The sequence below is a fragment of the Neorhizobium tunisiense genome (assembly GCF_039631515.1).
Classification (GTDB): Bacteria; Pseudomonadota; Alphaproteobacteria; order Rhizobiales; family Rhizobiaceae; genus Neorhizobium.
In genome coordinates this window covers 101,963-127,346 of sequence record NZ_JBDIUU010000011.1, presented here as the reverse complement: position 1 = coordinate 127,346, position 25,384 = coordinate 101,963, and the positions used below count along the sequence as shown (strand labels likewise).

Genomic DNA, 25,384 nt, shown 5'->3' with positions numbered 1-25,384 from the left:
GAAGGGGCTTGACGCGAGCGCGATAATCGTGGATAAATTTTATCCACGATATGGAGATGAGCGATGAAACTCGGCGACGGTGTCGAACAGGCGATCCACAGCATCAGCATGATGTCGAGCCTTTCCGAGGGCGGGGTGCTGTCGGCCGCGGCGCTGGCAGAATTCCACGGAGTTTCGACCAGCTATCTGCTGAAGCACCTCCAGGCGCTTTCCGGCGCCAGGCTGGTGGAAACCGTGCCGGGTCCGAAAGGCGGATATCGGCTTGCGAAGAAGCCGGCGGAAATCAGCCTGCTCGATATCGTGCTTGCCGTCGAAGGCCCGGCACCGGCCTTCCGCTGCGCGGAAATCCGCCAGCGTGGACCGAACCCGCTGCCGGGGCGCTACTTCACCAAACCCTGCGGCATCAACGCCGCCATGCTGAAGGCCGAAAAGGCCTACCGCGCCGAACTCGCCAAGGTGACGATCGCCGACATCCTGGCGGACCTCGGTGCAGCCGACGACGGCGGGATCGCCGCCCGCGGCTGCGCCTTCCTCGAACTCAACGAACGCAGAACGGCACGCTGAAGGCTGCCGCAACCAAGGAGAAGACCATGCATCCCCGTCTCAACATGTTCAAAGCCGCTCCGGAAGCCATCAAGGCCGTCACGGCACTCGAAAACTACGTACAGGCTTCCGGGCTGGAGCGTCGCTTCATCCACCTCATCAAGCTGCGCGCTTCGCAGATCAACGGCTGTGCCTATTGTGTCGACATGCATGTGAAGGAATCACGGCATGACGGCCTTTCCGAACAGTGGATCAACATGATGTGCGTCTGGTGGGAATCGCCGGTCTATGACGACAAGGAATGCGCCCTGCTCGGCTGGGTCGATGCCGTGACCCGGATTGCCGATACCGGCATTCCGGATGCCGCCTTCGACGCGCTGAAGGCGCACTTCTCCGAGGAGGAGATCGTCAAGATCACCGTCGCCCTCGGCGCCATCAACACCTGGAACCGGCTGGCCGTCGGCTTCCGCTCCCAGCACCCGGTCGACAAGCCGGCCAGCCAGGCCGCCTGATCAAAGCTTCCGCCTCGATCACCGCGCGACGATATACCGGTCGGAGCGGTGATTGATGGCGAGAACGAGATTGAGCACGACGGCGCCCAGCACCGACCATGCGACGGTGATGGGCGAAACGACTGCGAAGGCGCAGAGCATGACGCAGAGATCGAAGGCGAGCTGGATGAGGCCCGCCTGGATGCCGAACCGCTCCTGAATGTAGATCGCCAGGATGCCGACGCCGCCGAGCGAGGCGCGGTGGCGATAAAGCCCGAGCAGCCCGTAGCCGAGCACCAGTCCGCCGAGAAGGGCCGCCCAGAACGGGTGCAGGTACTGGATGAGGAAGAAGTGGCTTTCGACCTCGGTGATCACCGAGACGAGCGCGATGGCGATAAAGGTCTTCAGCGAGAAGGCGAGGCCAAGTCGCTTGAACGACAGGTAATAGAACGGCAGGTTGACGATGAAGAACAACAGGCCGAACGAAATCCCGAACGCATAATGCAAGAGGAAGGCGACGCCCGCCGTGCCACCGGTCAGAAGGCCGACCTCGTTCAGGAAATAAAAGCCGAGCGCCGACACCATGGCGCCGATGAACAGGCCTTGCGCATCTTCCAGCAACGTGTGCTGCGCCGGATTGGCGCTGTAAAATCCGAGACCGCGCCTCTGCTGTTGCTCAGCCAATGTGAACCCCTCAGGTTTTCCAGTGATATTGCACTGCAATAAAACCAGCGGCAAGGGTCTTCAAGCGATCATCAGCGGGCAGATAAAAAAGCAAGAAACGGCAGGTTCAGCCGGGCTTGCGCGACAGAAACAGAATGCCATGGATGGGTTTTCCGGCATCCATGCGAATGACGGTGTTTTCGACGCTCAGAAGATCGAGGGAGAAGCGGGCGAGCAAGGCGCGGATATAGGCTTCCGAATGTGCATAACGCAGGGAATCCCGCAGTATGAAACCCACCCCCTCGCCCGCATCCTCGACCGAGAATGCGAAGAGGCCAGCCGGTGCCAGCAGGTCCAGCACCAGCGGAAAGACGGTTTCGAGCGAACCCAGATACATCAGCACATCCGCAGCAGAGACGAGATCGGCGCGGTGGGCCGCAAGGTCACCGAACAGGCCGGATTGGGCCGGGGGAAGGCTGAGGTCGGACTGGCCCAGATGATCGTAAAGGCTTTTTGCCTGCGCCTTGGCAAGCATATTTGCGGAAAGATCGAAACCTTCGAGGCGTTCGGTTCCCTCGCGGATTTCGGCGCCGAACAGGCCGGTGCCGCAGCCGAGGTCGACGGAATTGCGGAAAGGCCCGTGCGGCGTGACTAGGCCCGCCAGCTTGCCGGGCACCGAATAGCCGAGCTTTTCGACCAGTGCCGTATCGAAACGGTCGGCATAGTCGTCGAACAGGCCTTCGACATAACGGCTCGGCGGCTGGTCGGGCGTTTGCTCGGCGCCAATCAGCGCGAGTTTCAGGCGGGCGCCAAAAACGTCGTCCGGCCGCAGGGCCAGGGTCTGGCGGTAGGCGTCCGCGGCCGTGCCGAGACCGGCCTTGTCGCGATATTCGCCGAGCCGGAACCAGCCGGCGGCCCAGCCGGGCGTCAGTTCGAGCGCCTGTTCGATCAGTTCCGCCGCAGCCGCAAAATCTCCGCCCTCCGCCAGCATGCGGGCATAATCGGCGCGGCGATCGGCGGTGGCATCGCCCGAGGAGAATTGGCTGGAAAACGGGCTGGGCGGCATGGATGATCCTCGAAGGTGGAGGTTCTTTGCCGAAGCCACAAAAAAACTCAAGTTCTATCTGAGGGGAAACGCTTGCGGTGGCAACGGCTGCCGATTATCTCTCATGGGCAATTCGGAGAAGGACAAGAATGGCGGACGGGGTCAACAGGTTCCTGGGCGATACGCCGGGTCGCACGATCATCAAGCTGATCGTGGTGTGCCTGGTAGTGGGTTTCGTGCTGGCATTCTTCGGCTTCACGCCGGACAACATCGTCGACACGATCCGCTACTGGTTCCTGGACCTCTGGTATAACGGTTTCCGCGCGCTCGGCCGGGTCGGCAATTATCTCGTGCTCGGCGCGATCATCGTCATCCCGATCTTCGTCATCCTGCGCCTGATGAGCTACCGCCGCTGACATGACTTCGCTGATCACACCTTCCCGGCGGGACCTTCTCGTCTTTTCCGGCATGGCGCTGGTGCTGGCCGGCTGCTCCACCACGGCCGTCCTGACGCCGACTGCCGGCGCCGAGGACGAGACCCAGGCAGCCCTTCCGATGGTCAACACGCTGCGGCAGAGCCGCGGCCTGTCCGCGCTGACGCTCGACATGCCGGCGCGCAAGGCGGCCGCCCGCCAAGCGGTTCGCATGGCCAAGGCCAACGAGATGAAGCACCTGATCGGTTTCGGCGACGATTTCGGCTCCCGGATGAAGAAGAACGACGTGGCGCTGCCGGCGGCCGAAAACATTGCCAGCGGACAGACGACGGTGGAAGCTGCCGTGCAGGCCTGGATCGATTCCCCGAAACACCTCGAAAACATGCTCGGGTCCTACAGGGGGCTCGGCGTCGCCATGGCGCGGACCTCCGTTGGCGCCCGGCCCTATTGGGCCATGGTCCTTTCCGGCTGACCCATGGAGAGCGGGGGGCGTAACCACGAGACCGGAGCTGCCAGGCCGTTCGACGTAACGCACCGGCTGGTGCTCGGCATCGCCATCCCGATGACGCTCGGCTTCCTGACGACGCCGCTGCTCGGCCTCACCGACACCGCGGTGGTCGGGCAACTCGGACAGGCGGAAGCGCTGGCGGGTCTGGCGATCGGCGCCATTCTCTTTGACCTCATCTATGGCAGCCTCAGCTTTTTCCGCACCTCGACCACCGGACTGGTGGCGCAAGCTTTCGGCCGCGGCGACCGCCGAGAACAGCAGGCGGTGTTCTGGCGGGCCTTCCTGAGCGCGCTCGGCCTCGGCGTAATCATGCTGGCGCTCTCGCCGCTGATCCTCAGATTTGCGCCGGACCTGATGACCAGCGATACGGTTGTTGCCGACGTGACGCGCCACTATTTCGGCATCCGGGTGCTGACGAGCCCGGCAACCTTCGCCAATTTCGCCATTCTCGGCTTCGTGCTCGGGCGGGGCCAGGGCATGCTCGGGCTCACGCTGCAGATCATCCTCAACGGCACCAATATCGTGCTCGCCATCCTGTTCGGCCTCGTTCTTGGCTGGGGCGTGGCGGGCGTTGCCTGGGCGACCGCGGCGGCGGAAGTGACCGCCGTGGTGATCGGCCTCGCCATCGTCAGCCGGCAGTTTTCCGCCGCCGACAGGCCGACGCGGGCGGACATTTTCGACGCAGCCAAGCTGCGCCAGCTGTTCCAGCTCAATGCCGATATCCTGATCCGCTCGCTGATACTGAACGGCGCGTTTGCGGTGCTGACCCGTGTCGGATCGAGCTTCGGGGCGGTGACGCTGGCGGCCAATGCGGTGCTGATGAACATCTTCATGCTCTCGGCCTTCTTCCTCGACGGGCTCGCAGGCGCCGCCGAACAGCTCGCCGGCCGGGCGGTCGGGGCGCGGTATCGACCGTCCTTCGACCGGGCGCTGAAACTGACCGGGCTCTGGTCCTTCGTGATGGCCGGCGTGGTCGGACTGTTCTTCGTGGTCTTCGGCCAGCCGATCATCGAGCTTCTGACCACATCGCAAGACGTGCGGCAGGAAGCCTATGTCTATCTCGGCTGGGCGGCGGTGACGGGGCTCGCCGGGGCGCTCGCCTTCCAGATGGACGGCGTGTTCATCGGCGCCACCTGGTCGCGCGAGATGCGCAACATGATGCTCGTTTCATTTGCCGGTTATTGCGTCAGCCTCGCCGTGCTCGTGCCGATGATCGGCAATCACGGGCTCTGGCTGTCGCTCAACCTGTTCCTCCTGATGCGCGGCTTCTTCCTGGCGGCCATGGTGCCGCGCAAGGCGCGTCAGAGTTTTATCCCGGCCCATTGATCGAGGCGGGTATCCCGCAGTTCGCGGATCGAAGAGACCTTCTCCCGGTCGAGGAGGCTCGAGAGCCCTTTGACGATCGCAGCCGGCAGGCCCGGCCCTTCATAGACCATGCAGGAATAGAGCTGCACGAGGTCGGCACCGGCGCGGATCTTTTCCAGCGCATCTGCCGCGCTCGAAACGCCGCCGACGCCGATGATGGCAAGGTCCGGGCCGACGCGCCTGCGCACTTTTGCAAGGACCGCGGTCGAGCGCTTGAAGAGCGGCGCGCCGGAAAGACCGCCCGCCTCCTTCGCCTGGGCCTGATCCTTCAATCCATCTCGGGCAAGCGTCGTGTTGGAGACGATCAGCCCGTCGAGCGGATGAGCGGTCGCCTCGGCCGCGATATCGTCTAAGCCCTCCTCCGTCAGGTCGGGTGCGATCTTCAGGAAGACCGGAATGGTCCGGCCATGTCGCAATGCCTCCTCGGCGCGGGCGGCGAGAACGGCTTCGAGCAAAACCTTCAGGCTGTCGCGCGCCTGCAGATCGCGCAGTCCCGGCGTATTGGGCGAGGAGATGTTGACGGTGAAATAGGTGGCGAGCGCATAGAACTTTCGGATGCCGGCGACATAGTCGGCAACGCGGTCGGCTGCATCCTTGTTGGCGCCGATATTGACGCCGACCACGCCCGGCGCGTTGCGCCGTGCGGTCAGGCGGGCGAACGCCGCCTCATGACCTTCGTTGTTGAAGCCGAGCCGGTTGATGACACCGCGGTCCTCCACCAGGCGGAAGATGCGCGGCTTGTCGTTGCCGGCTTGCGGTTTCGGCGTCACCGTGCCGATCTCGGTAAAACCGAAGCCGAGCTTCAGCATCGCATCGGGCACTTCGGCATTCTTGTCGTAGCCGGCCGCAAGCCCGATCGGGTTCGCAAAGCGGATGCCGGCGATCGTCTGGGCAAGCCGCGGATCGGGGGCCAGACGGCAGGCGGGCACGAGACCCGTCTTCAACGCAGCAATTGACAGGCCGTGTGCGGTTTCCGGATCGAAAACGAAGAGGCTGCGCGAGGCAAGCCCGGCGAAGGGGCCGATCATGGCATCCTCTCCGGAAAGGCATGCAGGCCATCAACACCGATCAGGAGCGGCATTTCCCAGAGCACCGAGGAGACCGGGAGGGTGCCGTAAAGATGCGGGAAAAGATCGCCGCCGCGCGAGGCTTCGTATTTCAGCGCCTCGCCGAGGGTGGGGGCATTGACCGCGACCAGCATCAGGCCGGTGACACCGGCAAAATGCAGCCTTGCGGTCTCCTTCGCCTGCGTACCGGTGGAAAAATGGATATAGCCGTCCTTCACGTCGATTTCGGCGCCCTCGAAGACACCTTTTTGCTTTGCCTGACGCCAAAGCGTTTCCGGCACGATCTTGTACACTATATCCGTCATCATCAACTCTCGGGGACCTGCTATTCTCCGACCGTTTGCCGCAAAGCCCGGCACTTGTCCACCGTTACAGCAGGAGGACCACGATATGAAAACGCTCGCATTGATGACTTGCGCACTGCTCTTGCCGCTGGCCGCCGCCGCGCAGCAACCGCAGACGAACCGTTTCCAGCTTCAGCGCACCGAAACCGGCATCGTCCGTCTCGATACCGAGACCGGCGCCATGACGCTCTGCCGCGACGAAAGCGGCACGCTTGCCTGCCGCATGCAGCCCGACGAGAGGGCAGCCTACGAGCAGGAACTCGACAGGTTGGCGAAACGCGTCACCGCGCTCGAGGAGCGGCTCAGCAACATTCCGCCGGACGCCCTGCCAAAAGCGCTGCCAAGCGATGCGGAAGTCGACCGTTCGCTGTCGATCATGGAGAAGTTCATGCGGCGTTTCATGGCGATCGTCGGCGAATTTGCGAATGAGCGGGAAGCCGATAAACCACAACCCAATCGTACGTGATATCCCGCACTTGTTTCGGGTCAGCGAGAGGTTTACAACTTCCTCAGATTCATTGGCACGACTATGCTCTTGGGAGGGGGCGTGGAGATGCAGACACTCACGATCATCATCGCAGACGACCACCCGCTGTTTCGCGGCGCGCTCAGCCATTCGATGCGGGGCATTGCCGAAGAGCTCGTCATCATCGAGGCCGGCGATTTCGAGGCGGCGCGGCGAGCGGCCGAAAACAATCCCGATGCCGACCTGATGCTGCTCGACCTTGCCATGCCGGGAGTCAGCGGCTTTTCCGGACTGATGTCGCTCCGCGCCGAATTTTCGGGCCTGCCGATCGTCATCGTCTCGGCCAGCGACGATTGCGCTACCATCCGCCGGGCTCTGGAGCTCGGTGCTTCCGGCTTTATCTCGAAATCCTCCGGGCTCGACGATATCCGCGCCGGCATCCAGGCGGTGCTGGAAGGCGACATCTGGGCGCCGAAGGGCGACCTCTCAGGGCCGGAAGAAGACCCGGGTCTCACCGAGATCATCGAGCGGCTGAGAACACTGACGCCGCAGCAGAACCGCGTGCTCTCCATGCTCGGCGAGGGGCTGCTCAACAAGCAGATCGCCTATGAACTCGGCGTCTCCGAGGCGACCATCAAGGCGCATGTCTCGGCAATCCTCTTGAAGCTCAATGTCGACAGCCGCACCCAGGCGGTGATCAAGCTCGGCAAGATCAACATGGCGCTGGTGGCCTGACAAGGGCCACCGCAGGAACAGGATTTTATTCCTCTCATCCCTTTACGCGAGGCTGAGGTTCCGTTAAAATTCGGGGTGCGCGCGAGCCGGCAGCCCGCTGGAACGAAGCGTTCATGAGTCTGGTCGACAAAAGTCTGATCGGTTAAGGGTTCTGATCGAGAGGTTCGCAGAGCGCTGGCGTGTCCGGCTTTGTCTCGCGCACCGGTCACGGGTACGGACGACGATGCTGTCACATGCTACGATCTGGAGCGCGATCGATACGCTCGCCCAACGCCACCAGCTGACGCCCTCCGGGCTGGCGCGGCGCGCTGGCCTCGATCCCACCTCGTTCAACAAATCGAAACGGCTCGGGCCGGATGGACGGCTGCGCTGGCCGTCGACCGAATCGATCGCCAAGGTGCTCGAAGCGACAGGCGCCACGATCGACCAGTTCATGAGTTACCTGCCCGCCGTTCCCGGCCGCTCCTCGATCCCGGAAGGCAATTTCCCGCCGCAGAACGGCTCCATCCCGCTGCTGGGTTTTGCGCAGGCCGGCGCCGGCGGATTTTTCGACGATGGCGGGTTTCCGGCGGGCCAGGGCTGGGACGTGGTGGAGTTTCCGGTCGATCCGTCCCGCAGGGCCGGCGTCTATGCGCTGGAAGTCCAGGGCGAATCGATGATGCCGCTCTACCGCGACGGCGACGTGCTGATCGTCGAGCCCGGCGCGCAGGTGCGCCGGGGCGACCGCGTGGTCCTCAAGACCAAGGAGGGCGAGGTGATGGCAAAGGTGCTCGCCCGCCAGAGCGCCCGAACTGTGGAGCTCCTCTCCCTCAATCCGGAACATCCAAACCGCACCTTCGATCTTTCCGACGTGGAATGGATAGCCCGCATCATCTGGGCAAGCCAGTGAGTGAGTAGGAAACTGCTCCTACTCGCGACTGATCAATAAAGTCCGTTCGGGAAATAGCGCAGGTAGATATCCTGCAGCCGACCGTTGCGCGACAGAACGCTCAGTGCCTGGTCGAAGGCGGCCGTCAAGAGCGGGTCGTTCTTGCGCAGCATGATCGACAGACCTTCGCCGAGGAATTTCTCCGATAGGTAGGGGCCGTCGAAGAGAGCGCAGCATTTCGCCGAACCTTGGCCCGCCGCCCAGAAGGGCAGCCTCAGTCCATCAGAAAAGACGGCATCCACCTTGCCCGTCTTCAAGGCCCCCAGCACCGCCTCGTCATTGTCGAACGGTACGGCGGTAATCTTTGGGAAAAACGCCTTCAGCATCAGCTCATGGGCGGTCCCCCTGACGACGCCGACGGGTTTGCCGGAAAGCGCCGCCGCCGTATCGCCGTCGATCCTGGCCTTCAGGTTGCGGGCGAAACGGGCCGGCACGCCCAGATAAGGCCGCGAGAAGGCAAACCGCTGACGCCGCTCCGGCGTCACTGCCATGCCGGCGATGACGGCTTCGCCGGCACCGCCTTCAAGGGCCTTTTCCAGTTCGTCGAAGGGCAGCGCCTGGATCTGGCACTTCGCCTCGATCTTCAGTTCGGCGCAGATTTCGCGGGCGAGGTCGACATTGAAGCCGGCAAGCCGGCCTGTTTGGTCGGCGAAATTGAACGGCGGGAAATCGACGCTGGTCAGGATCCGCACCCGGATGACGGTGGAAAGATCAGGACGGGCGAGCCGCTCCTTGGCATCGAACATCAGGGGCAGTGGATTGCTGCCTTCGGCAGCCCGAGCCGGGATCGCGGCGGCAGCAATCCCTCCGGTGAGAAGGCAAAGCCGCAGAAGACTTAAGAACCCCTTGATTTTCGGGGATGCAATCATGGGATGCATCTCTATGATCCAGATCGGGACAGGTTGGGGCGCTCGCTTGCGGGCGGTGTAGCAGAGACATGCGCTTGAGGGAATATCCGCCAGCAGCGCTGCCGGTGCAAGACGATGCGCGCAACAATTCGGCGCCTTCCGGAAACCTGTCGGCCGGGCACGGCGCCGCAGCCGACGATCCGGAATTCGTCGCCCTTTCGACGCTCGGCTTCTCCAGGCCATTGCTTGCGACGCTGACCGACAGGGCACGGCGCAACGGGACCAGCATCGAAAGCGAACTGCTGCACAGCGGTCAGGTCGATGAGGCAGCCTATTACGGCGCCATGGCGCGTTACCTTCGCCTGCCCTTCATCGCAGCGATCGATCCAGGCTCGGTTGCCGACATACCGGGGCTAGACACGCAGTTGCAACGCCCGAACCAGGTCAGGATCAACCATCGGCACAAGGCGCCGCAAGTGGCGGTCGTGCCCGAAGCGGTACGGCTCGCCGACCTCAAGGCGGCGCTGCTTGCGATGCCGCTGCTCGGACAGGATCTTGCGATCACCACTCCATCGGCAATCCGCGGGGCCGTCTGGAGATCCGGTGCGACGCGACGCGTGCGCGAGGCGATCAACGGGCTGTTCGATCGTTTTCCCGAGTTCTCGGCCCGCATGGTGCTCTCCGGCACCCAGGGTTTTTACGCCGGGCTTGGATCGGCCGCCCTCGCCTTTGCGCTGATCGCCATGCCGATCGAGACCCTGCTTCTCCTGCATATTCTTCTGTCTCTGATCTATTTCGCGTCCCTCGGCCTGCGGTTCGCCGCCTTCACCCGGCAGCAGTTCGCAGGCGTGCCCCCGGCGGCCCTGTTGCCTCGAGAGGACGCGCTTCCCTGTTATACGGTGATGGTCGCGCTCTACCGGGAAGCTGCGGTGGCAGAACAGCTACTGGCCAGCCTCGGGCGGCTCGACTGGCCGCCTTCCCTGCTCGACATCAAGCTCATCTGCGAGGCGGATGACCAGGAAACGATCGCAGCGCTGAGGGCTCTGAAACCGGCCCCCCATTTCGAGATCGTCGAAGTGCCACCCGCGACGCCGCGCACCAAACCCAAGGCGCTCACCTACGCGCTGGGAGCTGCGCGCGGCGAATTCCTGGCGATCTACGATGCGGAAGACAGGCCGCATCCGCAGCAATTGCGCGAGGCCCATGCGCGCTTCCGGGCGTCGCCGATGGCAATCGCCTGCCTTCAGGCGCCGCTGATCATCACCAATGCCCGCGAATCCTCGATCAGCGCATTGTTCTCGCTCGAATATTGCGGCCTCTTCCGCGGGCTGCTGCCAATGCTGGCGCGGCGGAAAATGCCGCTGCCGCTCGGCGGCACATCCAATCATTTCCGCGCCGACGCCTTGCGCGCCGCCGGAGGCTGGGACCCGTTCAACGTTACCGAGGACGCGGATCTCGGCTTTCGCCTGTATCGCCTCGGTTATCGCTCGGATGTCATGGCCCGCCAAACGCTCGAAGACGCGCCGACGACGATGCGCGTGTGGCTCGGCCAGCGCAGCCGCTGGTTCAAGGGCTGGCTGCAGACCTGGCTGGTGCTGATGCGCGAGCCGCGCCGGCTGATCGACGAGATGGGTTTTCCTGGCTTCTGCATCTTTCAACTAATGATCGGGGGGATGCTGGTCTCTTCGCTCCTGCATCCGCTGATCGTCGTCTTCATGGCGCTTGGGACCTATTACATGCTGGAAGCGCCCGCGGACGAAATCCCGGCCGGAGTGCTCTCGCTTTTCATCATCGACACCATCAACATCCTCGGCAGCTATCTGATCTTCCTCGGGCTCGGGAGAGGACCGATGATCGAGCACGAACGACGCCTGGTCGGCTGGCGCTGGATCGGCGTTCCGCTCTATTGGATCATGACCTCGGTTGCCGCCTGGCGGGCGGTGACCGAACTGCGGTCAAAGCCCTTCTTCTGGAACAAGACGCCGCATCAGCCGACCGGCAGAAGAACCTGATCCGGTATCTAAAATCGAGCCTATGTCTTAGGTTTGCGGAAAACCGAGCGGCACCCGTCATGACGTAGCCCGGAAGCGCCGCCTTGGTCGGTAAGATTCCATCGGGAGTCTGGATGCAGGGAAAATTCGGAGGGTAATATTCCCTATCCACTTAGCGCCTCGGACATCGAACATGCGCATATCCGGCCTTTTGGATGAAATTCCGGTCCTTGGCTGGGCGGAAGAGGTCGCAGATTTCGCCGGTGTCCTACTGCCACGCAGAAAAATCCTCAAAAAACGCCTCGAATTGTCGCTTTACTTTTGGCCAAACAACTACGGTCCACGGCAGGATAACCAGATATTGAAAAGCCAAGACCAATAGGCCAGTCAGCAGAACGGCGCCGAAAAGTGCCAATATAAAGTTACCAAATATAGCGAAAATGAAAATCGCCATCAAAGCATAAACAATTAAAGCTGACTTGTTGCCTAATAATACAACCGCCAACTTAAACAGACCAAGACTGCCGACCATTCGCTGTAGGTCAGCGCCTTCTTTTGAATACCATTGTCGAGTGGTATGATTTTGAGCGGCTGTCGTATACCCTTTTCCGTCCTTGGCGTTGTACAACTTGATTATGCTAAGAAGGTCTCCGTCGCCTACATTAACGGGAAATGGCAAATTATATACTTTTTCATTGCCGTCGTGAAATCTCAACCTAACTTCACTTGTCTCCCACTGTTCATTCTGAACACTTGAATATACCTGCACATCGCCGCTTGACATGTAATTATTGTGATGTGTCGTATATATATGATTGTGTTGCTTTATTCTTGAACCGACGACACGGCCTGAGATACGCTCGGCACCAACTTCCGAGCCATTGATGGTTATACGTTTTCTCTCTGCGGCGGGGAGGATGTCGGCATCATGTTGGCGAGAGGGATTCTGCGGAAGTTGAGTTTCAGACACGGGGACTTCGGCATACGACATAGCTACTCCTTGACCGTCAGCGGGTGGGAATGTTCTTGAAGAGCCCGCCGTTTTCGAAGAGACAACATCCGGTGAAAAAGTTAGATTTCTGGAAATGGGCGACGGGAAAAATACCGTCGCATCAATGGCTTGAGGAAAGGTGTTATGCAAAGTTAACAGTTGCTAACGCGTCTGCAGGAAGATTTGGATACGAAAGCGCTACGTTTCGAGGATCCTTGTGTAATTTCCGGGTCGTAGGATCTGGCGGCCTGTTCCGGTTTCTGGCGCAACTGGCAATCATTTTCTAACGAAGATCGGATTAGTCATACTGAAACAAACCTCTAATTCTACTCTCGTTATACGCGAACATGGGTTCATTTAATTCACTCTCGCAGAATCTGCTCGATACATGGTTGCAGTCCGATGGAACCTCCGGTCCGGAAGCCCTCTACGCGGGGATCGTGAACAGACTAAGCATCAAGATGGCGCTCTCAGTCGTCACGACTGCAGCCGACGACCCTTATGATTGGCGGTTCCGTCGGGTGAAGGACTTTGGCTTCAAGAGCCATCTGCTGACCCAAATGAAGCAACGATTTCCCGATGCCGTGCTGCGTGATCTTGATCGGAGCTTCATAGACGAAGCGATCATTCCCACTTATTCCCGTGCGATAGAGGCTGGGCGCCCAACACTCGAGCTCGTGAGGACCAAGCTTCTCGGTGTCCGGATAGGCTACGAACGTCTTATCCTTCCGCAGAAAAGCGATGGAAAGCCCGGCTGGTGCATCAGCCTTGTCGAGGGCCGTTTCTTCATCTCCCCGATGCGGGATGCAAAGACCGACATTACGGACGACAACATCATCCAGCTTCTTATCGAAGGACAGACCACGAAAGAAATCGCCGAGGCTCTTCACCTGTCGCCGAGGACGATTGAGCATCGGATCGACAAGCTGAAAAGCCGATTTGAGGCGAAAAACCTCGTCCATCTGGTGGCAAAGCTCGTCGCCAGCCAGGTTGGCCGCAAGGAGAAGGAGAGCAGCTAGGCTGCTTCATCGCCCTACGGCTGGCAGTAGCTCGAGCCTGAAGGGCTTCCATGGATAGGCCAGTGCTTCGACGCGAGATTGCAGAGCGCAGTGGTAATGTCCTTCGTCTTGAAGGTCACACCGTTCTTACCAAGCTTTATGGCTTTGCGCATTCGGTGCCGGAACATTTCTGCTTTCCAAGCGTCAGGTAGGAGGCTCTGACGATGGAGGAGACAATGCATACCTACTACCGTTATCACGGCGGCACACCCGCGCCTGGCGCCCTTATCATCCAGTTCTATCACTCCGGCGACGAGATCCGCGGCTTTATCCGCAAGATTGCCGAGCTCTCCGAAGACGACGCTATTTTTCCAGGGGAGGAAATGGAACCGGAAGCTGCCTTCAGGATAGCCGAGAACAGGAACCGCGGACCGGACAAGCTGCCGATCTACGTCGAGCTTTCTGAAGGGGTTCAATGGGACCCGGCCTGGGGCAGGTTGATGTGAGATCAGAAAGCGAGACCTCGGAGCCGCCTGATGCCTTTCCTACCTCTTCGCAGCAGTGGAGAGCGAAGACAACCGATCGCGCCGATCTGCCGCTTCCGCCAAGCCACTAGTCCAGCGTCCGTACGCAGGCGCGGATGATTGGAGCTGGACTATTCACAACCACAGACCTTCCGTCGTATCTAGCCCGGCAAGGAGACCCCCGGTGCATTGCCGAGCCCAGTTATAATCCCCACGCTGCGCGGCGGGAAGAAAGACATACGTGGAAAATAAGCAGTCAAATATCAGGGCGGCGGCCTGGATGATGACATCCATCGCATTGCTCTTGCTCATGGCCGTCTCGGGCCGTGCCGTAACCCGCGAGATCGACGTTTTTCAGGTGATGGAGATGCGTTCCGTCATCGCCTTCTTCATGCTGCTGCCGCTTGTCCATCGCGAAGGCGGCATAAGGGCAATGCGAACCGGCATTCTACCGAGCCACATAGGCCGCAACGTTGCCCACTATGTCGGCCAGTTCGCCTGGTTGATGGGCCTTACACTGATCCCGCTGGCGCAGGTCATCGCGATCGAGTTCACGGCCCCCATCTGGGCAGCGCTGATGGCTGCGGCATTTCTCGGGGAGCGGCTGACATGGCGGAAAAGCGTGGCGATCCTGTTTGGTCTGGTCGGCGTAGCGCTGATCGTGCGCCCGGGCGCGGCGGCGCTAAACCCGGGTCACCTGATCGTACTTGGAGCAGCCTTTGTATTCGCCATATCCTTCATCACCACAAAGGCGCTGACACGTTCCGACAGCGCAACGAAGATCATTTTCTGGATGCTCGTCATTCAATCGGTCATCGGAATAGTACCGGCACTGAAAGTCTGGGTCTGGCCATCTGCAGCAATGTGGCCGTGGATCTTCCTGATCGCGTTTTCGGGCACTTTCGCGCATTATTGCATGGCCAAGGCGTTGTTCCATGCCGATGCAACGGTAGTGATGCCGATGGACTATCTGCGTGTGCCGTTGTCGGCCCTCCTCGGTTATCTCCTATATGCCGAAGCTATCGACAGCTTGACGGCGATAGGCGCAGGACTGATCCTTGCCGGCAATCTTTTCAACCTGCGCCGACCCAACGCCAACCGGATACAAGCCACTCCATCCTGATGGTCGTCGGGGAAACCCGCCCGATTTCGCATCCCTCGTCGCTGTCCTTGAGCGGGTTCGCCGACTGCCACCGGATCATCGGCCCACAAATGCGAGCGGTTTTACCGGATTATACCGCTAATAACCGCACACCCTGTCGACCAAAAAATCATGTCGATCCTGCATCCAAGCGCCCCGAGTGCTAGCCTCGCGCTCAGCCGGCGAGCCGACTACCCGGAACGCTTCCCCGTGCAAGAGCCATCAGCATCGGACCGACAGCAAACTCGCCTCTTTCCGTACGGCGGGTGAGATCGCGCAGATAACCTCCGGCTGAGTTGATGTGCCCTCCCCTCTCAAGAATGCAGGCAATGACGGTCGCGGCATTTTCCCATCCCATCGCCATGCACGCCTCCTCATAGGCCGAAGAACTGACGCCAAGCATGGTGCGGACAACGACCGCGGCTGCCATCAGGTCGCGCCAGTTGTCGATCCTTCCGCCTGGCCCGTAATCTGCGATCTGCGGGCAGGCCTGGAGCACGAGCCCGAGCGGGAAGGATTGCAGAGATCTCGGCGATACGTTTTCGTTGTTGCCTCTTTCCCGGCTTCGGTAGCCGTTGGCAGGTTCATTCCGCGGTTCGCGATCGTTCGGCAAGGGTGCGTCACGCGTGATCTCGAAGCGCGGTTCAGATTCATAATTGTATTTAAGATTCGAATTCTGTTTGTGGCGCTCAATCTGAGACTCTCTGGCGTCGATTTTTTGCGTTTTTGCTCGAATTTCCAACAGGTTGATAATCTCCGAGCGCAACATCACCATCTCCTCAAGGAGGGGAGAGATGGTTTTGACGGTGGGGACACGCGGAATCCGCGCCACCAGCGTCTGGAACATGTCGAGGATCCTCCCCCAATCGCCGGGAACGCCTTCGTCAAAGGCTGCGGCGATGAGCTTGGCGACATCACGCCGGCAGACGGTGAGCCGGTCGCGGGTTATTCGCAACAATTCCCGATCGGCAACCACTTGGGCGGCCAGGCTCTCGATTTCGGCAGCACGCGCCAGAAGTGGTGCGAGACTGAAGCCGAACGCTTCGTTGATCTCTCCTGCCCTGCTGCGACGGGCGTAGCGTTTCCCGTTCGGGCTATCCTTGCGCAGGATCAGGCCGGCATCGATGAGGACGGCAAGATGTCTCCTGAGGGTCGCAGGCGTCATGCCACGGGCGCGGAGAGAGAGCTGGGCGTTTGACGGGAACACCACGAGACCCCTCGTCTCGGAAATTTCGTCTTCCGGGTAGAAGGTCAAGAGCGCGTCGAGCACCGTCAAGGCGCGATCGGTCACACCCAGCGACGGCCGGGCCTCGCAGACCGCTCTGAACAGTTTCCATTTGTTACGGGTAATTCCAGGTTCAATCGTTTCGGCGAGTTGTTGATTTGCCAACATGCCAAGCGACATCGCCCGCCGCCCAAAGGGCGTCGTCACATACCTACTCTCCATCTGCCTTCACTTTCGCTAAGGCAAAAGAAATCCGCACGCCCAAACGGCGCCTAAACTCTTGACAGTGATTCGAGGAAATGCGATTCTTGATTTGCTAAGATCTGAGAAGGGCTTCCACGACCATGTCGCTTGGGGGCCTTTTTCTTTTGCGGTTTACGCTCCTTTATTCTGTTGGAATTCTGCGAAGAGGCTTTCGAGCCTCTCCTGCACGAATTGATCGAACCCGGGCGCAGCCTTGTTGTCGAAAACAAAGGTGGCGCTCGATGCGTTTTTCTTGAACCGGACCGGAACTCCGGAAATTTGCGCGTTGGCGGCTGGGGCCTTTGTTATAACCGGCCTTTTGGAAGCCAGCGCCAGCACCCTCTGAAACCGCTCGTCGCTTGATAGCTGCTCGGAGTTGTCCGCGGACAACTCGGCCAGAATCCGGTCAGGCTCGACACTCTCAAGGCGCTCCCCCAGCTCCAGCCAGCGCCTGCGGCCGATCTCCGGTGCCGCGCCGATAGCTGTGATCAAGGCGATCGGCACCTGCCGCGTCACGATCAGCATCTTGGAGAGCGCTGCCTTATCCACACCCAAGGCCGCCATGATGATGTCGCGGGTAAAACCACGCTGCTCGAGCCGCAAAGCGAAAAGCGCCCGCTCGATATAGGACAGGTTGGTTCGGGCGCTGTTTTCCTGCCCTTGGCTGACCACCAGCTGATCATCGGTGAGTTCGCGGACAACCGCTCGCACACGGATGCCAAGCTTCTTGACCGCGGCCAGTCGCCGATGGCCGTAGGCGACCTGATAACGGCTTTTCGTCTGCGGGTGCGGCCTCACGAGGATCGGTACCTGCTGTCCATGCTCGCGGATCTGCTCCACCAACTCGTTCAGCTGAACGGCGTCGATCTCCAGACGGTCTTCGACAAAGGAGGCGTCGACAAGGCCAGGATCGATCTCGACAACGATCTGCCCCTGGGCCAGCTGCCGTTCAAGATCGTTCGCCCGTTCGACCTTTTCGGTGATGTTGCCGAGCGTCTTGGTGATCCCGCCCACAGGCGCAGGATTGCGGGCTTGTGGCACAAATCCGGCGATAGGGCGATTGTCCCTCGGCGCGACAGGCTCGGGGCGGGCCGCGGTGGACGAGGATATTTCGATGAGGTTCTTTCGTGCCATCTAATTACTTCCTTCCCCACGTGGATCGGATATGGGCCTCGATCTCCGAGTTCACGAGATTGAGCGATTCCCAGGCCCGATCGTAGGTGCCGCGGACGAACAGCGACCTTTCGACTTCATAGAGCGTTTGCTTGGTTACGCCGGCATCGGCGATGGCAGTCGATTTCAGCATCGCGTTCTGAAGCATGCGGTTGCCGAAGATCGCGCGCATGAAGCCCGTCATCTGGCTTTGCGGGCCGTCATTGGGTTCAAATCTGGTGACGAGGTACCGCATCCAGTCGTAACTCGTCCGGCCCCCTGCCCTTTCGACCACGGACATGAGTTCGCTCGTCATGGTCAGGAACTGGGACATCGACATCACGTCGAGCATTTGCGGATGGACGGTGATCAAGACAGACGTGGCCGCGCAGAGCGCGGACATCGTCAGGAACCCGAGTTGCGGCGGGCAATCGACGACCACGACATCGTAGAGGCTTTCGATCTCGGTCAGAGCCTCGCCTATCCGCGCGAAGAACATCGTCTCCGCAGTTCCGGATGCCATTGCCTTCGGGGTCTCGTGCTCGAATTCCATGAGCTCGAGATTTCCGGGGATCAAATGAAGGTTGGGGGTATAGGTCGCGCGCACGATATCGGCTATCGGCCGCGGATCTTCATAGCGGATTGCGCCGTAGAGCGTCTCAGCCTCTCCGACGTCCAGTTCCGGCTGATGGCCGAACAGGGCGGAAAGAGAAGCCTGGGGGTCGAGATCGACTGCCAGGACGCGGTAACCTCGCAAGGCCAGATATTGCGCCAGGTGCGCAGCGGTGGTCGTCTTGCCCGAACCGCCCTTGAAGTTCATGACCGATACGATCTGCAGCTTATCGGCGCCCTTGCGGGCCGGGACATATTTCGGGGTTCCGTTTCGCTCGTCGAGAACCCGGCGGATCCGGTCCATATCATCCGCACCGTAAAGGCGCCGCCCGTTGGCGAGGGGATCCGGTCCGTGACCCTCGGCTGCGACCTGCCTTAGATAACCCTCGCCGATGCCGATGAACCCGGCAGCCTCGGCAGGAGAAAAGAACCGCATCGTCTTTTGGGAAAGAGGCGGGAAGATTTTAGCCTGGTGCTGCTGGAGCTGGTAGGACAGCTCCTGGGCGTCTGTTGCCAGAAGTGAAGGAAGATGCTCTTGATCGTCCTGGATAACGAGACTCGGCTGCATTTGTTGATTTCCCGGTTAACTGCGCAATTTTCACAGAAAGCGCTTTAACTGCGCAGTTATATTATGCTCCGATTCGTTACCGATTTACAAACGCTTAACCAAACCGCCATTTTTCGCTGTTTTCTCTGAATTTGCGCCTCTCAACGCGTCCTGCAATCCCTCAATTTGTGGTCGATTTGACGCCAGGTGAATCTGGGCCATACGAGGAGTGGTCCGCGGACTACTTCTTGTATGAAGCCTCGCGGGACAGACTTCCTCCGGAACCGGCCAACGGCATTCCCCTTCATTGGCAGTAGTCCGCGGACTACTGCCAATCCCTCGGAGATCTGAAGCGGGTGATCGCAGGCCCGTTATCAAGCCTGCCCGTGGGAGGAGATTTCGATGCGCGGTCTGTGGCGTCGATCGGGGCGGGGTCAGGTGGCCATCGTTTCTGGCCCCGAAGAGGGGCGGCGGAATATCGGCGCCGCGCTGATTGTCGGTGTCCGCTTTTCGTGTTCGACCCGGAGCTGTCGAGCGATTGAGGACTTTGTTGATGGGCAAAGGGGCGGCGACGCCGACCAATAGGCCTCAATGCTGAGGCCTTGACCGTCCGAAAGCAACGGATTGGGGAGGGGCGATGTGGCGGGCTTCGTTCAGTTTTCATCTCTATGGGGAATGCAAAGCCAAATAAGCTCCGCCGGTGTGTGCGGCGGTGGCCGTTAGGTATGTTCGATGAAGCGGGCCATGAATGCGGCAGAACGGCTGCCGCCCGGTCGATCTGACCGCGGAGTTCGCCGCCGCCGACCCATCGGTCGGGTCGGACGGTTTTGGCTATGGAAAGAACTCAGGCCGCAAAGTCTTTCAGCAGTCAAGCCAGGCAACGCCGGGCCTCCTTCTCCGATGATCGTGCAGCCGAAATGGAGGGTGTGATTTCCAAGAGATCTTGGTCCACAGAACGCTACGAGCTTCGACCCGGCCGGTACGGCTTGGCCGTCGAAGACAGAAGGATGTCTGCGGGCTCCTGGGTTCACAACTCCAGCAGGGGGAGGGGCATCCTCGTGGATGACCGCTCGACGGGAGATCTGTCGCGAGGAGGCCCTGTCCGTCGGGGTGAGTACAGCCGCCTCTGCGGGGAAGCTTGCCCTGCGGGGTATGGAACCTCCATAAGGGGTGGGCGAGGTCGCGTCGCTTTCCTGCCGGCTGGGCGGCGTGCCTCGCTTCTGTCAAGCCAGAACGGCCGATCTGCTTGCAACGATATTCCCGATTTTAAAACCGCCTATACCTCAGGAGGCGGAGTAAGCCGGCTTGAGACGGTTGTGGCAATTCGTAACTCCGTAGTCGCCGCCTATGTCTCCACGTTACGCTCGCAGGATCTCCCGGTTCCATGCAGCAGCCGGAGGCAGGGGAGGGGGCCAGTTGCAAGTTCGTTTCGGGGCGCCGATCTTTCGTAGATTGTTATGACGTGTCGAGGTAAGCGGTAGGTCATAAAGGTGTGTCGACGAATCGGAATTTCATCGACATAGTCTTATCGCGGGTCAGCAGAGGCAGATGCGCCGATTGCCCTGCAATGCGTCTCTCGCGGGCGCGGGATGCCTTCCGAAAATCCTCATTTTTGCAGTCGACAGTCTGTGCGGTTTCTCCCTTCCATGCCAGCGGAAACCGCACGCATGACTTCGCCTAAGCGTGAGCTCGCGAATAACTCAGGACCAGACGCTGTCTTGAAACGCATCGATCGGCAGCTTCAGGTATCGCATGCCGTTGGCTTCCGGTTCCGGAAGCCGGCCGCCATTGATGTTGATCTGCAGGGCGTGCAGGATCAGCTTCGGCATCGGCAGGGTGCGATCCCGCATTTCGCGTATGGTAACGAACTCGTCCTGGCTGGGAGACTGCTTGAGATGGATGTTTTCCGTTTTCTGGCGGTCCACCGTGCTTTCCCACTGCGGCTGGCGGCCGCCGGGTTGATAGTCGTGTCCGACGAAAATGCGTGTATCCCCGGGCAACGCCAGGATGGCCTGGATGCTTGACCATAGCGCACTTGCGCTGCCGCCGGGGAAATCCGCACGGGCCGTGCCGCTGTCGGGCATGAACAGCGTGTCATGCACGAATGCGGCGTCGCCGGCGACATAGGTGATGGATGCCAGCGTATGGCCGGGGGAATACATGACGCCGACCTCGATATTGCCGATGGAGAAGGTTTCTCCATCGCCAAACAACCGGTCCCACTGGCTGCCATCGACGGGCAGGTCCGGCCAATTGTAAATCCGCGCCCAGATTTTCTGGACATCGACAACGTGAGCGCCGATCGCAATCGGCGCGCCGGTCATTCTCTTCAGGTAGGCGGCGGCCGAGAAGTGGTCGGCATGCGGATGAGTGTCGAGGATCCACTGCAGGCGCAGGTCCTGCTGGCGGACATGGTCCAACAGGGCGTCGGCGTTTTGGGTCGCCGTCGAACCGGACTTCTCATCGAAGTCGAGAACAGGATCGATAATGGCGCAGGCCTTGGTTTGCGGGTCGCTCACCACGTATTGGATTGAACAGGTACGCGGATCGAAGAATGCAGCGACGTCAGGTCTATGCATAGCTAGCCTCCGGAAAGTCTGGCGCACGCGGAGAAAAGATCGCGCGTGCGGGATCGAACGTATAGAGCTCGGTATAGGAGGCCGCATCCCGCGCCAATTGTGCGACGGACTCAAGGATAAAAAGGACGGTCTCGTCCGAAAGCAGTACGCTCAGATTGAGCCGCGTGAAGCCCGGCTTCTCGATCTCGTTGCCATTGAGGATCGCCTGCCTGATCCGCTCCGACGTCTCGGGATCGATCGACAGCAACCGGTGCACATACGGGCCTGCGCAGGCGCAGCCTCCGCGGGCCTGAATGCCGAACCGGTCGCTGAGCATGCGGGTGACCAATTGCTGATGAACATAGCCGCCTTTCCCGTCCCTGATGCGAAACGAGAATATCGGCAGGCGCGCCATCGAGGGGGAACCCAGAAGCTCGATCTGGGGCACGTCCTGCCAGGCGGTGAGCGCCCTTTGCGTGAAGACGTCGTTCAGCCGCCGGATTTTCTCCAGTCCGATCGCATGCTTGACGAGAAAGACAAGTGCCGCACGAATGTCGCCGACGACATTGGGCGTTCCAGCTTCCTCACGGGCTTCCAGACTGTCGCTATAGTCGTGGCAGGTGGGCGACACGAATTTGACGGTGCCGCCGCCCGGCCAGGACGGCTTGTTGGTGACGACCGCGTCGTGCCGCACGATCAGCACGCCAGAGGCGCCTGGGCCGCCGAGGAACTTGTGCGGCGATACGACGATCGCGTCGATTTCGGCCCCTTGCTCCGGCGTCATCGAGATCGGCATGTAAGGTCCGGCGCCGGCATAATCCCAGACGATTTTGGCGCCCGCCTGCTTCGCAAGCCTGGTGACGGCTGCAATGTCGGTCGAGATGCCGGTTATGTTCGATGCGGCTGAAAACGAGCAGATTGTCAGGTCGGCGTCGGTGCGCTGAAGGGCCTCGTCCAAAAGGACAAGATCCGGACCGCCGGCGCTGCCTTCTGGAATTTCGACAATCTCCGCGCCGCTCTCGCGCCAGGGCAGGATGTTCGAGTGGTGCTCGTAAGGTCCGACGATCACGCAAACCCGCTGACCGGCAGCGATCGCATCGGTAATGCCCAGCAGGTGGACGAGCCGATTGAGGCCGGCAGTTGCGCCGGATCCCGCAAAAATGGCGGCATGTCGGCTATCTGCTCCGCAGCATTCCTTGATGACCGACCGCGCTTCACGCCGCAGGCGGGTCATCATTCCCCCGCAAAAGGAAGCCTCTGTATGGCTGTTGGCGTAATAGGGCAGGACCTCATCGAGAACAAACTGCTCGACCTGCCTGAGCGCCCGCCCCGAGGCGACGTAGTCAGCGTAGACGAGATCCTTCAAGCCGAACGGCCCGTCAACTTTCGCCCTCGAACCGATCAATCCGTCTTTCAAAGCAGTGATCGGATCGGCGACTTCGAGGCTGCTTTTGAACTTGCCGAGCACGGTGACGAGTTCCTTTGATGGATTGAGATCGGCCTGTTCACGCATCGTCGGTTCTCCAAACAGCAATTGACAGCGATTCTAATCTCGATCACGGTCTGAAAACCTCACCTATTTTTCAGTCAGAAAGCGGAAATGCGGGTCACATGATCGATAAATCTGTAAATTTTGATCATATTGATCTAAAAATCCTGACCTGCCTCCAGCGCAACGCCGCACTCTCGCAACGGGATCTGGCCGAAGAGGTGGGGCTCTCGCAAAATGCCTGTTGGCGCCGGCTCCAGAGGCTCCAGTCAAGCGGCGTGGTGGGCGGTTCACGCGCCGAGGTCGATCTTGAGATGCTTGGCTTCGACCTGACGGTGATCGTGATGATCCGGACCCGTCACCATTCTAAGGAATGGTCCGAGGATTTCCGCAAGCACGTCGACCGGCTGCCGGAAGTCATCGATTTCTATCGGATTGGCGGAGACTGGGATTATCTGATCAAGGTCGTCACACGCGGAATCTCTGGCTACGACGCCTTCTACCAAAAGCTCATCACCAATTTCGACTTGGCGACCGTGACCGGATATTTCGCCATGGAGGCGATCATTCGCAATCGGGCTGTGGACCTAAGCCGCCTGAGGTGAACGTGCTGCCAGGGGCGAGGTCCGGTGCGACCTGCTGCGCCGGCGGATCCATCGTGCAGATGTTATTGTGTTACATTTGCAATTGACGAACGTAATAACATTACGTATGCAGCCGCGGACAATCCCGAGGATGCGATGAGCAACGTCACCTGGAATTCGAGAACCGTCAGCTTGGCTAAGGTCAGGCCGCGCTTTCATCACCCGAGCGACGAGCGTGATGGGGCTCTGGTCAATCGACACAAAGCAATTGAGGACGCGGCGGAGGACATAGTCCACGCGTTTCCGCTGAAGCCCAAATCCATGACTTTTGCCACAACATTCAATCGAACGGAGAACGCAATGCGCATTGCGAACACGCTTTTACTCACGCTGATGCTCGGGGCTTCGATGCCGGCAGCGCATGCCCAGGCCGATACCCTGAAGGTTGCAGGTCCGTGGGAGATCACCGGTATCGAACCGGCCCAAACCGGATATGTCTTCAGCCGCCTTCAGGTGGCCGAGACGCTCGTGACGACTGACAAAAACGGCGCGCTCGTTGCAGCGCTTGCGGAAAAATGGGCGGTTTCGGATGACGGCCTGACCTGGCGCTTCACGATCCGCGGCAATGCCGGATTTCACGATGGAACCTCGGTCACCGCCGAAGCCGCCGCGGCCAGCCTTCGGCGTGCGCGTGCGGGTGTCGGTGTTCTTTCGCAGGCTCCGATCGCGGACATCGCGGGCGAGGGGCGGGACGTTCTAATCCGCCTGTCCAAGCCATTCTCCGCGCTGCCGGCCTATCTCGTTCACTTCAGCACCATCATTCTGGCGCCATCTTCCTTCGACGCTGCCGGCAAGATCACCGGGATCGTGGGCTCCGGACCCTATAAAGTGAAAGCACTCACGCCACCGGCGCGGCTTGAACTTGAAGGTTCGGGCAGTTGGTGGGGCGGCAGGCCCGGAATTGGCGACGTCAACTATCTCGCCGTGGGGCAGGGGGAGACCCGCGCCCTGATGGCCGAAAGTGGCGAGGCGGACCTTGTCTTTTCCATGCTGCCTGTTTCAGTCGACCGCTTGAAGGCAAACCCGAAGCTCGACGTCCAGATTGCCACCATCCCCCGCACCCGCATCCTCAAGGTCAACGCAGCATCGCCCTTCTTCGACCAGGTGGAAGAGCGACAGGCGGTCAGTGCCGCGATCGACCGCGTCGGCATCTCAAAAGTCATCCTGCGCAACACCGATCTTGCAGCAACCCAGCTCTTTCCGCCGGCCATGAAGGGTTGGAATTCTCCCGATGTTCGACCGCTCGAGAAAAACGTCGAGAAGGCAAAGACGCTGCTCAAGACAGCAGGTTGGGTACCTGGCCGTGACGGCATCCTGGAGAAGGATGGAAAACGCTTCAGCGTGACTCTGCTCACCTATGCGAGCTGGCCGGAGCTGCCGCCGATCGCGACAGCCTTGCAGGCCCAGCTTCGGCAGATCGGCATCGACGTGAAGGTCTCCGTCGGCAACAGCTCGGAAATCCCGGCGCGACATCAGGATGGCACGCTGGAAATGGGACTGGTCTCACGGCTCTACTCGATCGTCCCTGACCCGATCGGAACGCTGCTCCAGGACTATGGCCCGGGCGGGAGCGACTGGGGCTCGATGGGTTGGGACAACAAAGAAATCCAGGGCATCGTGGGACAACTTGCCGCGACAAGTGATGCCAGCGCCCGCGCGCCGCTCCAGGCGCGTGCCGTTGAAATCCTTCAGGAGGAACTGCCGAGCATCCCGGTCTCCTGGTCGGAGCTTGCCATCGTCTCCAGCAAGCGGATTGCCGGCGTCGAGGTCGATCCCCTTGAAGTGAATTACCGCCTCTCCGCCATCCGCTGGGCAGAATGATGGAAGGCGCC

The 25,384-nt window shown here is 60.5% G+C and carries 25 protein-coding genes; 14 read left to right on the top strand and 11 right to left on the bottom strand.

Features of this window, described 5'->3' with window-relative positions; translation table 11 throughout:
- Positions 1-63 precede the first annotated feature (63 nt).
- Both ABCW43_RS26635 and ABCW43_RS26630 read left to right on the top strand, forming a co-directional pair.
- Positions 64-564 (top strand): Rrf2 family transcriptional regulator, encoded by a 501-nt coding sequence (locus tag ABCW43_RS26635; protein WP_345930131.1) that lies wholly within the window; start codon positions 64-66, stop codon positions 562-564.
- Between the two features lie 26 nt (positions 565-590).
- The gene (locus ABCW43_RS26630) at positions 591-1,055 is read left to right on the top strand and encodes a carboxymuconolactone decarboxylase family protein (RefSeq protein WP_345930129.1); all 465 of its coding nucleotides are present in this window, start codon (positions 591-593) and stop codon (positions 1,053-1,055) included.
- Between the two features lie 18 nt (positions 1,056-1,073).
- Here ABCW43_RS26630 and ABCW43_RS26625 read toward each other — a convergent pair whose 3' ends face one another.
- Both ABCW43_RS26625 and ABCW43_RS26620 read right to left on the bottom strand, forming a co-directional pair.
- Positions 1,074-1,718: a YitT family protein gene (locus ABCW43_RS26625; protein ID WP_345930127.1), complete on the bottom strand. Its 645-nt coding sequence runs from the start codon at positions 1,716-1,718 to the stop codon at positions 1,074-1,076.
- A 106-nt stretch (positions 1,719-1,824) separates the two neighbouring features.
- Complete coding sequence (locus ABCW43_RS26620) at positions 1,825-2,763, bottom strand: class I SAM-dependent DNA methyltransferase (RefSeq protein ID WP_345930125.1); 939 nt, start codon at positions 2,761-2,763, stop codon at positions 1,825-1,827.
- A 128-nt stretch (positions 2,764-2,891) separates the two neighbouring features.
- Between ABCW43_RS26620 and ABCW43_RS26615 the strand changes: the two genes are divergently transcribed.
- The 3 genes from ABCW43_RS26615 to ABCW43_RS26605 are packed head-to-tail and all read left to right on the top strand — an operon-like array spanning position 2,892 to position 5,010.
- Positions 2,892-3,158, top strand: a complete 267-nt coding sequence (locus ABCW43_RS26615; RefSeq protein WP_345930123.1) for a DUF6460 domain-containing protein — start codon at positions 2,892-2,894, stop codon at positions 3,156-3,158.
- 1 nt (position 3,159) lies between these two features.
- Entirely contained in the window at positions 3,160-3,648 is a 489-nt protein-coding gene (locus tag ABCW43_RS26610; protein WP_345930121.1) for a CAP domain-containing protein, read from the top strand.
- 3 nt (positions 3,649-3,651) lie between these two features.
- Positions 3,652-5,010 (top strand): MATE family efflux transporter, encoded by a 1,359-nt coding sequence (locus ABCW43_RS26605; protein ID WP_345930119.1) that lies wholly within the window; start codon positions 3,652-3,654, stop codon positions 5,008-5,010.
- Here ABCW43_RS26605 and ABCW43_RS26600 read toward each other — a convergent pair.
- Positions 4,986-6,077 carry a quinone-dependent dihydroorotate dehydrogenase gene (locus ABCW43_RS26600; protein ID WP_345930117.1) on the bottom strand — a complete coding sequence of 364 codons (1,092 nt, stop codon included), beginning with the start codon at positions 6,075-6,077 and terminating at the stop codon, positions 4,986-4,988. The two genes, ABCW43_RS26605 and ABCW43_RS26600, sit on opposite strands and share 25 nt — an antisense overlap.
- On the bottom strand, positions 6,074-6,424 hold the full coding sequence (locus ABCW43_RS26595; protein WP_345930115.1) for a DUF952 domain-containing protein: 351 nt from the start codon (positions 6,422-6,424) through the stop codon (positions 6,074-6,076). The genes ABCW43_RS26600 and ABCW43_RS26595 overlap by 4 nt, the downstream gene beginning before the upstream one ends.
- 82 nt (positions 6,425-6,506) lie before the next feature.
- Between ABCW43_RS26595 and ABCW43_RS26590 the strand changes: the two genes are divergently transcribed.
- The 3 genes from ABCW43_RS26590 to ABCW43_RS26580 all read left to right on the top strand — a co-directional run bounded on the left by ABCW43_RS26590 (position 6,507) and on the right by ABCW43_RS26580 (position 8,550).
- Positions 6,507-6,926, top strand: a complete 420-nt coding sequence (locus ABCW43_RS26590) for a hypothetical protein (protein ID WP_345930113.1) — start codon at positions 6,507-6,509, stop codon at positions 6,924-6,926.
- A gap of 87 nt (positions 6,927-7,013) precedes the next feature.
- Positions 7,014-7,661: a response regulator gene (locus ABCW43_RS26585; protein ID WP_345930111.1), complete on the top strand. Its 648-nt coding sequence runs from the start codon at positions 7,014-7,016 to the stop codon at positions 7,659-7,661.
- A 223-nt stretch (positions 7,662-7,884) separates the two neighbouring features.
- Entirely contained in the window at positions 7,885-8,550 is a 666-nt protein-coding gene (locus ABCW43_RS26580) for a S24 family peptidase (protein WP_345930109.1), read from the top strand.
- Positions 8,551-8,582: 32 nt separating this feature from the next.
- Here the strand turns inward: ABCW43_RS26580 and ABCW43_RS26575 are convergent, their stop codons facing one another.
- On the bottom strand, positions 8,583-9,458 hold the full coding sequence (locus ABCW43_RS26575; RefSeq protein WP_345930107.1) for a transporter substrate-binding domain-containing protein: 876 nt from the start codon (positions 9,456-9,458) through the stop codon (positions 8,583-8,585).
- Between the two features lie 68 nt (positions 9,459-9,526).
- Here ABCW43_RS26575 and ABCW43_RS26570 point away from each other — a divergent pair, with 68 nt between their 5' ends.
- The gene (locus tag ABCW43_RS26570; protein WP_345930105.1) at positions 9,527-11,449 is read left to right on the top strand and encodes a glycosyltransferase family 2 protein; all 1,923 of its coding nucleotides are present in this window, start codon (positions 9,527-9,529) and stop codon (positions 11,447-11,449) included.
- Between the two features lie 247 nt (positions 11,450-11,696).
- Here ABCW43_RS26570 and ABCW43_RS26565 read toward each other — a convergent pair whose 3' ends face one another.
- Positions 11,697-12,419, bottom strand: coding sequence for a hypothetical protein (locus ABCW43_RS26565; protein ID WP_345930104.1), 723 nt, complete (start codon positions 12,417-12,419; stop codon positions 11,697-11,699).
- A 440-nt stretch (positions 12,420-12,859) separates the two neighbouring features.
- Here ABCW43_RS26565 and ABCW43_RS26560 point away from each other — a divergent pair, with 440 nt between their 5' ends.
- The 3 genes from ABCW43_RS26560 to ABCW43_RS26550 all read left to right on the top strand — a co-directional run bounded on the left by ABCW43_RS26560 (position 12,860) and on the right by ABCW43_RS26550 (position 15,064).
- Positions 12,860-13,438 (top strand): helix-turn-helix domain-containing protein, encoded by a 579-nt coding sequence (locus ABCW43_RS26560; RefSeq protein ID WP_345930102.1) that lies wholly within the window; start codon positions 12,860-12,862, stop codon positions 13,436-13,438.
- Positions 13,439-13,641: 203 nt separating this feature from the next.
- A complete protein-coding gene (locus ABCW43_RS26555; protein ID WP_345930100.1) occupies positions 13,642-13,923 on the top strand; it encodes a hypothetical protein in 282 nt (93 codons plus the stop codon).
- A gap of 298 nt (positions 13,924-14,221) precedes the next feature.
- Positions 14,222-15,064 (top strand): DMT family transporter, encoded by an 843-nt coding sequence (locus ABCW43_RS26550; RefSeq protein WP_345930098.1) that lies wholly within the window; start codon positions 14,222-14,224, stop codon positions 15,062-15,064.
- 193 nt (positions 15,065-15,257) lie between these two features.
- Here the strand turns inward: ABCW43_RS26550 and repC are convergent, their stop codons facing one another.
- From repC to ABCW43_RS26525, 5 genes are all read right to left on the bottom strand, one after another.
- Positions 15,258-16,529 (bottom strand): plasmid replication protein RepC, encoded by a 1,272-nt coding sequence (gene repC, locus ABCW43_RS26545; RefSeq protein ID WP_345930096.1) that lies wholly within the window; start codon positions 16,527-16,529, stop codon positions 15,258-15,260.
- A gap of 153 nt (positions 16,530-16,682) precedes the next feature.
- Positions 16,683-17,684, bottom strand: a complete 1,002-nt coding sequence (gene repB, locus ABCW43_RS26540; RefSeq protein WP_345930094.1) for a plasmid partitioning protein RepB — start codon at positions 17,682-17,684, stop codon at positions 16,683-16,685.
- Between the two features lie 4 nt (positions 17,685-17,688).
- The gene (repA, locus tag ABCW43_RS26535) at positions 17,689-18,882 is read right to left on the bottom strand and encodes a plasmid partitioning protein RepA (protein ID WP_345930092.1); all 1,194 of its coding nucleotides are present in this window, start codon (positions 18,880-18,882) and stop codon (positions 17,689-17,691) included.
- A gap of 1,679 nt (positions 18,883-20,561) precedes the next feature.
- Positions 20,562-21,440: an MBL fold metallo-hydrolase gene (locus ABCW43_RS26530; protein ID WP_345930090.1), complete on the bottom strand. Its 879-nt coding sequence runs from the start codon at positions 21,438-21,440 to the stop codon at positions 20,562-20,564.
- Entirely contained in the window at positions 21,433-22,932 is a 1,500-nt protein-coding gene (locus ABCW43_RS26525) for an aminotransferase class V-fold PLP-dependent enzyme (RefSeq protein WP_345930088.1), read from the bottom strand. The genes ABCW43_RS26530 and ABCW43_RS26525 overlap by 8 nt, the downstream gene beginning before the upstream one ends.
- A gap of 98 nt (positions 22,933-23,030) precedes the next feature.
- Here ABCW43_RS26525 and ABCW43_RS26520 point away from each other — a divergent pair, with 98 nt between their 5' ends.
- Together ABCW43_RS26520 and ABCW43_RS26515 are read left to right on the top strand one after the other, a co-directional pair.
- The gene (locus ABCW43_RS26520) at positions 23,031-23,513 is read left to right on the top strand and encodes an Lrp/AsnC family transcriptional regulator (protein ID WP_345930086.1); all 483 of its coding nucleotides are present in this window, start codon (positions 23,031-23,033) and stop codon (positions 23,511-23,513) included.
- A 24-nt stretch (positions 23,514-23,537) separates the two neighbouring features.
- Positions 23,538-25,373, top strand: coding sequence for an ABC transporter substrate-binding protein (locus tag ABCW43_RS26515; protein ID WP_345930084.1), 1,836 nt, complete (start codon positions 23,538-23,540; stop codon positions 25,371-25,373).
- The last annotated feature ends 11 nt before the right edge of the window (positions 25,374-25,384 follow it).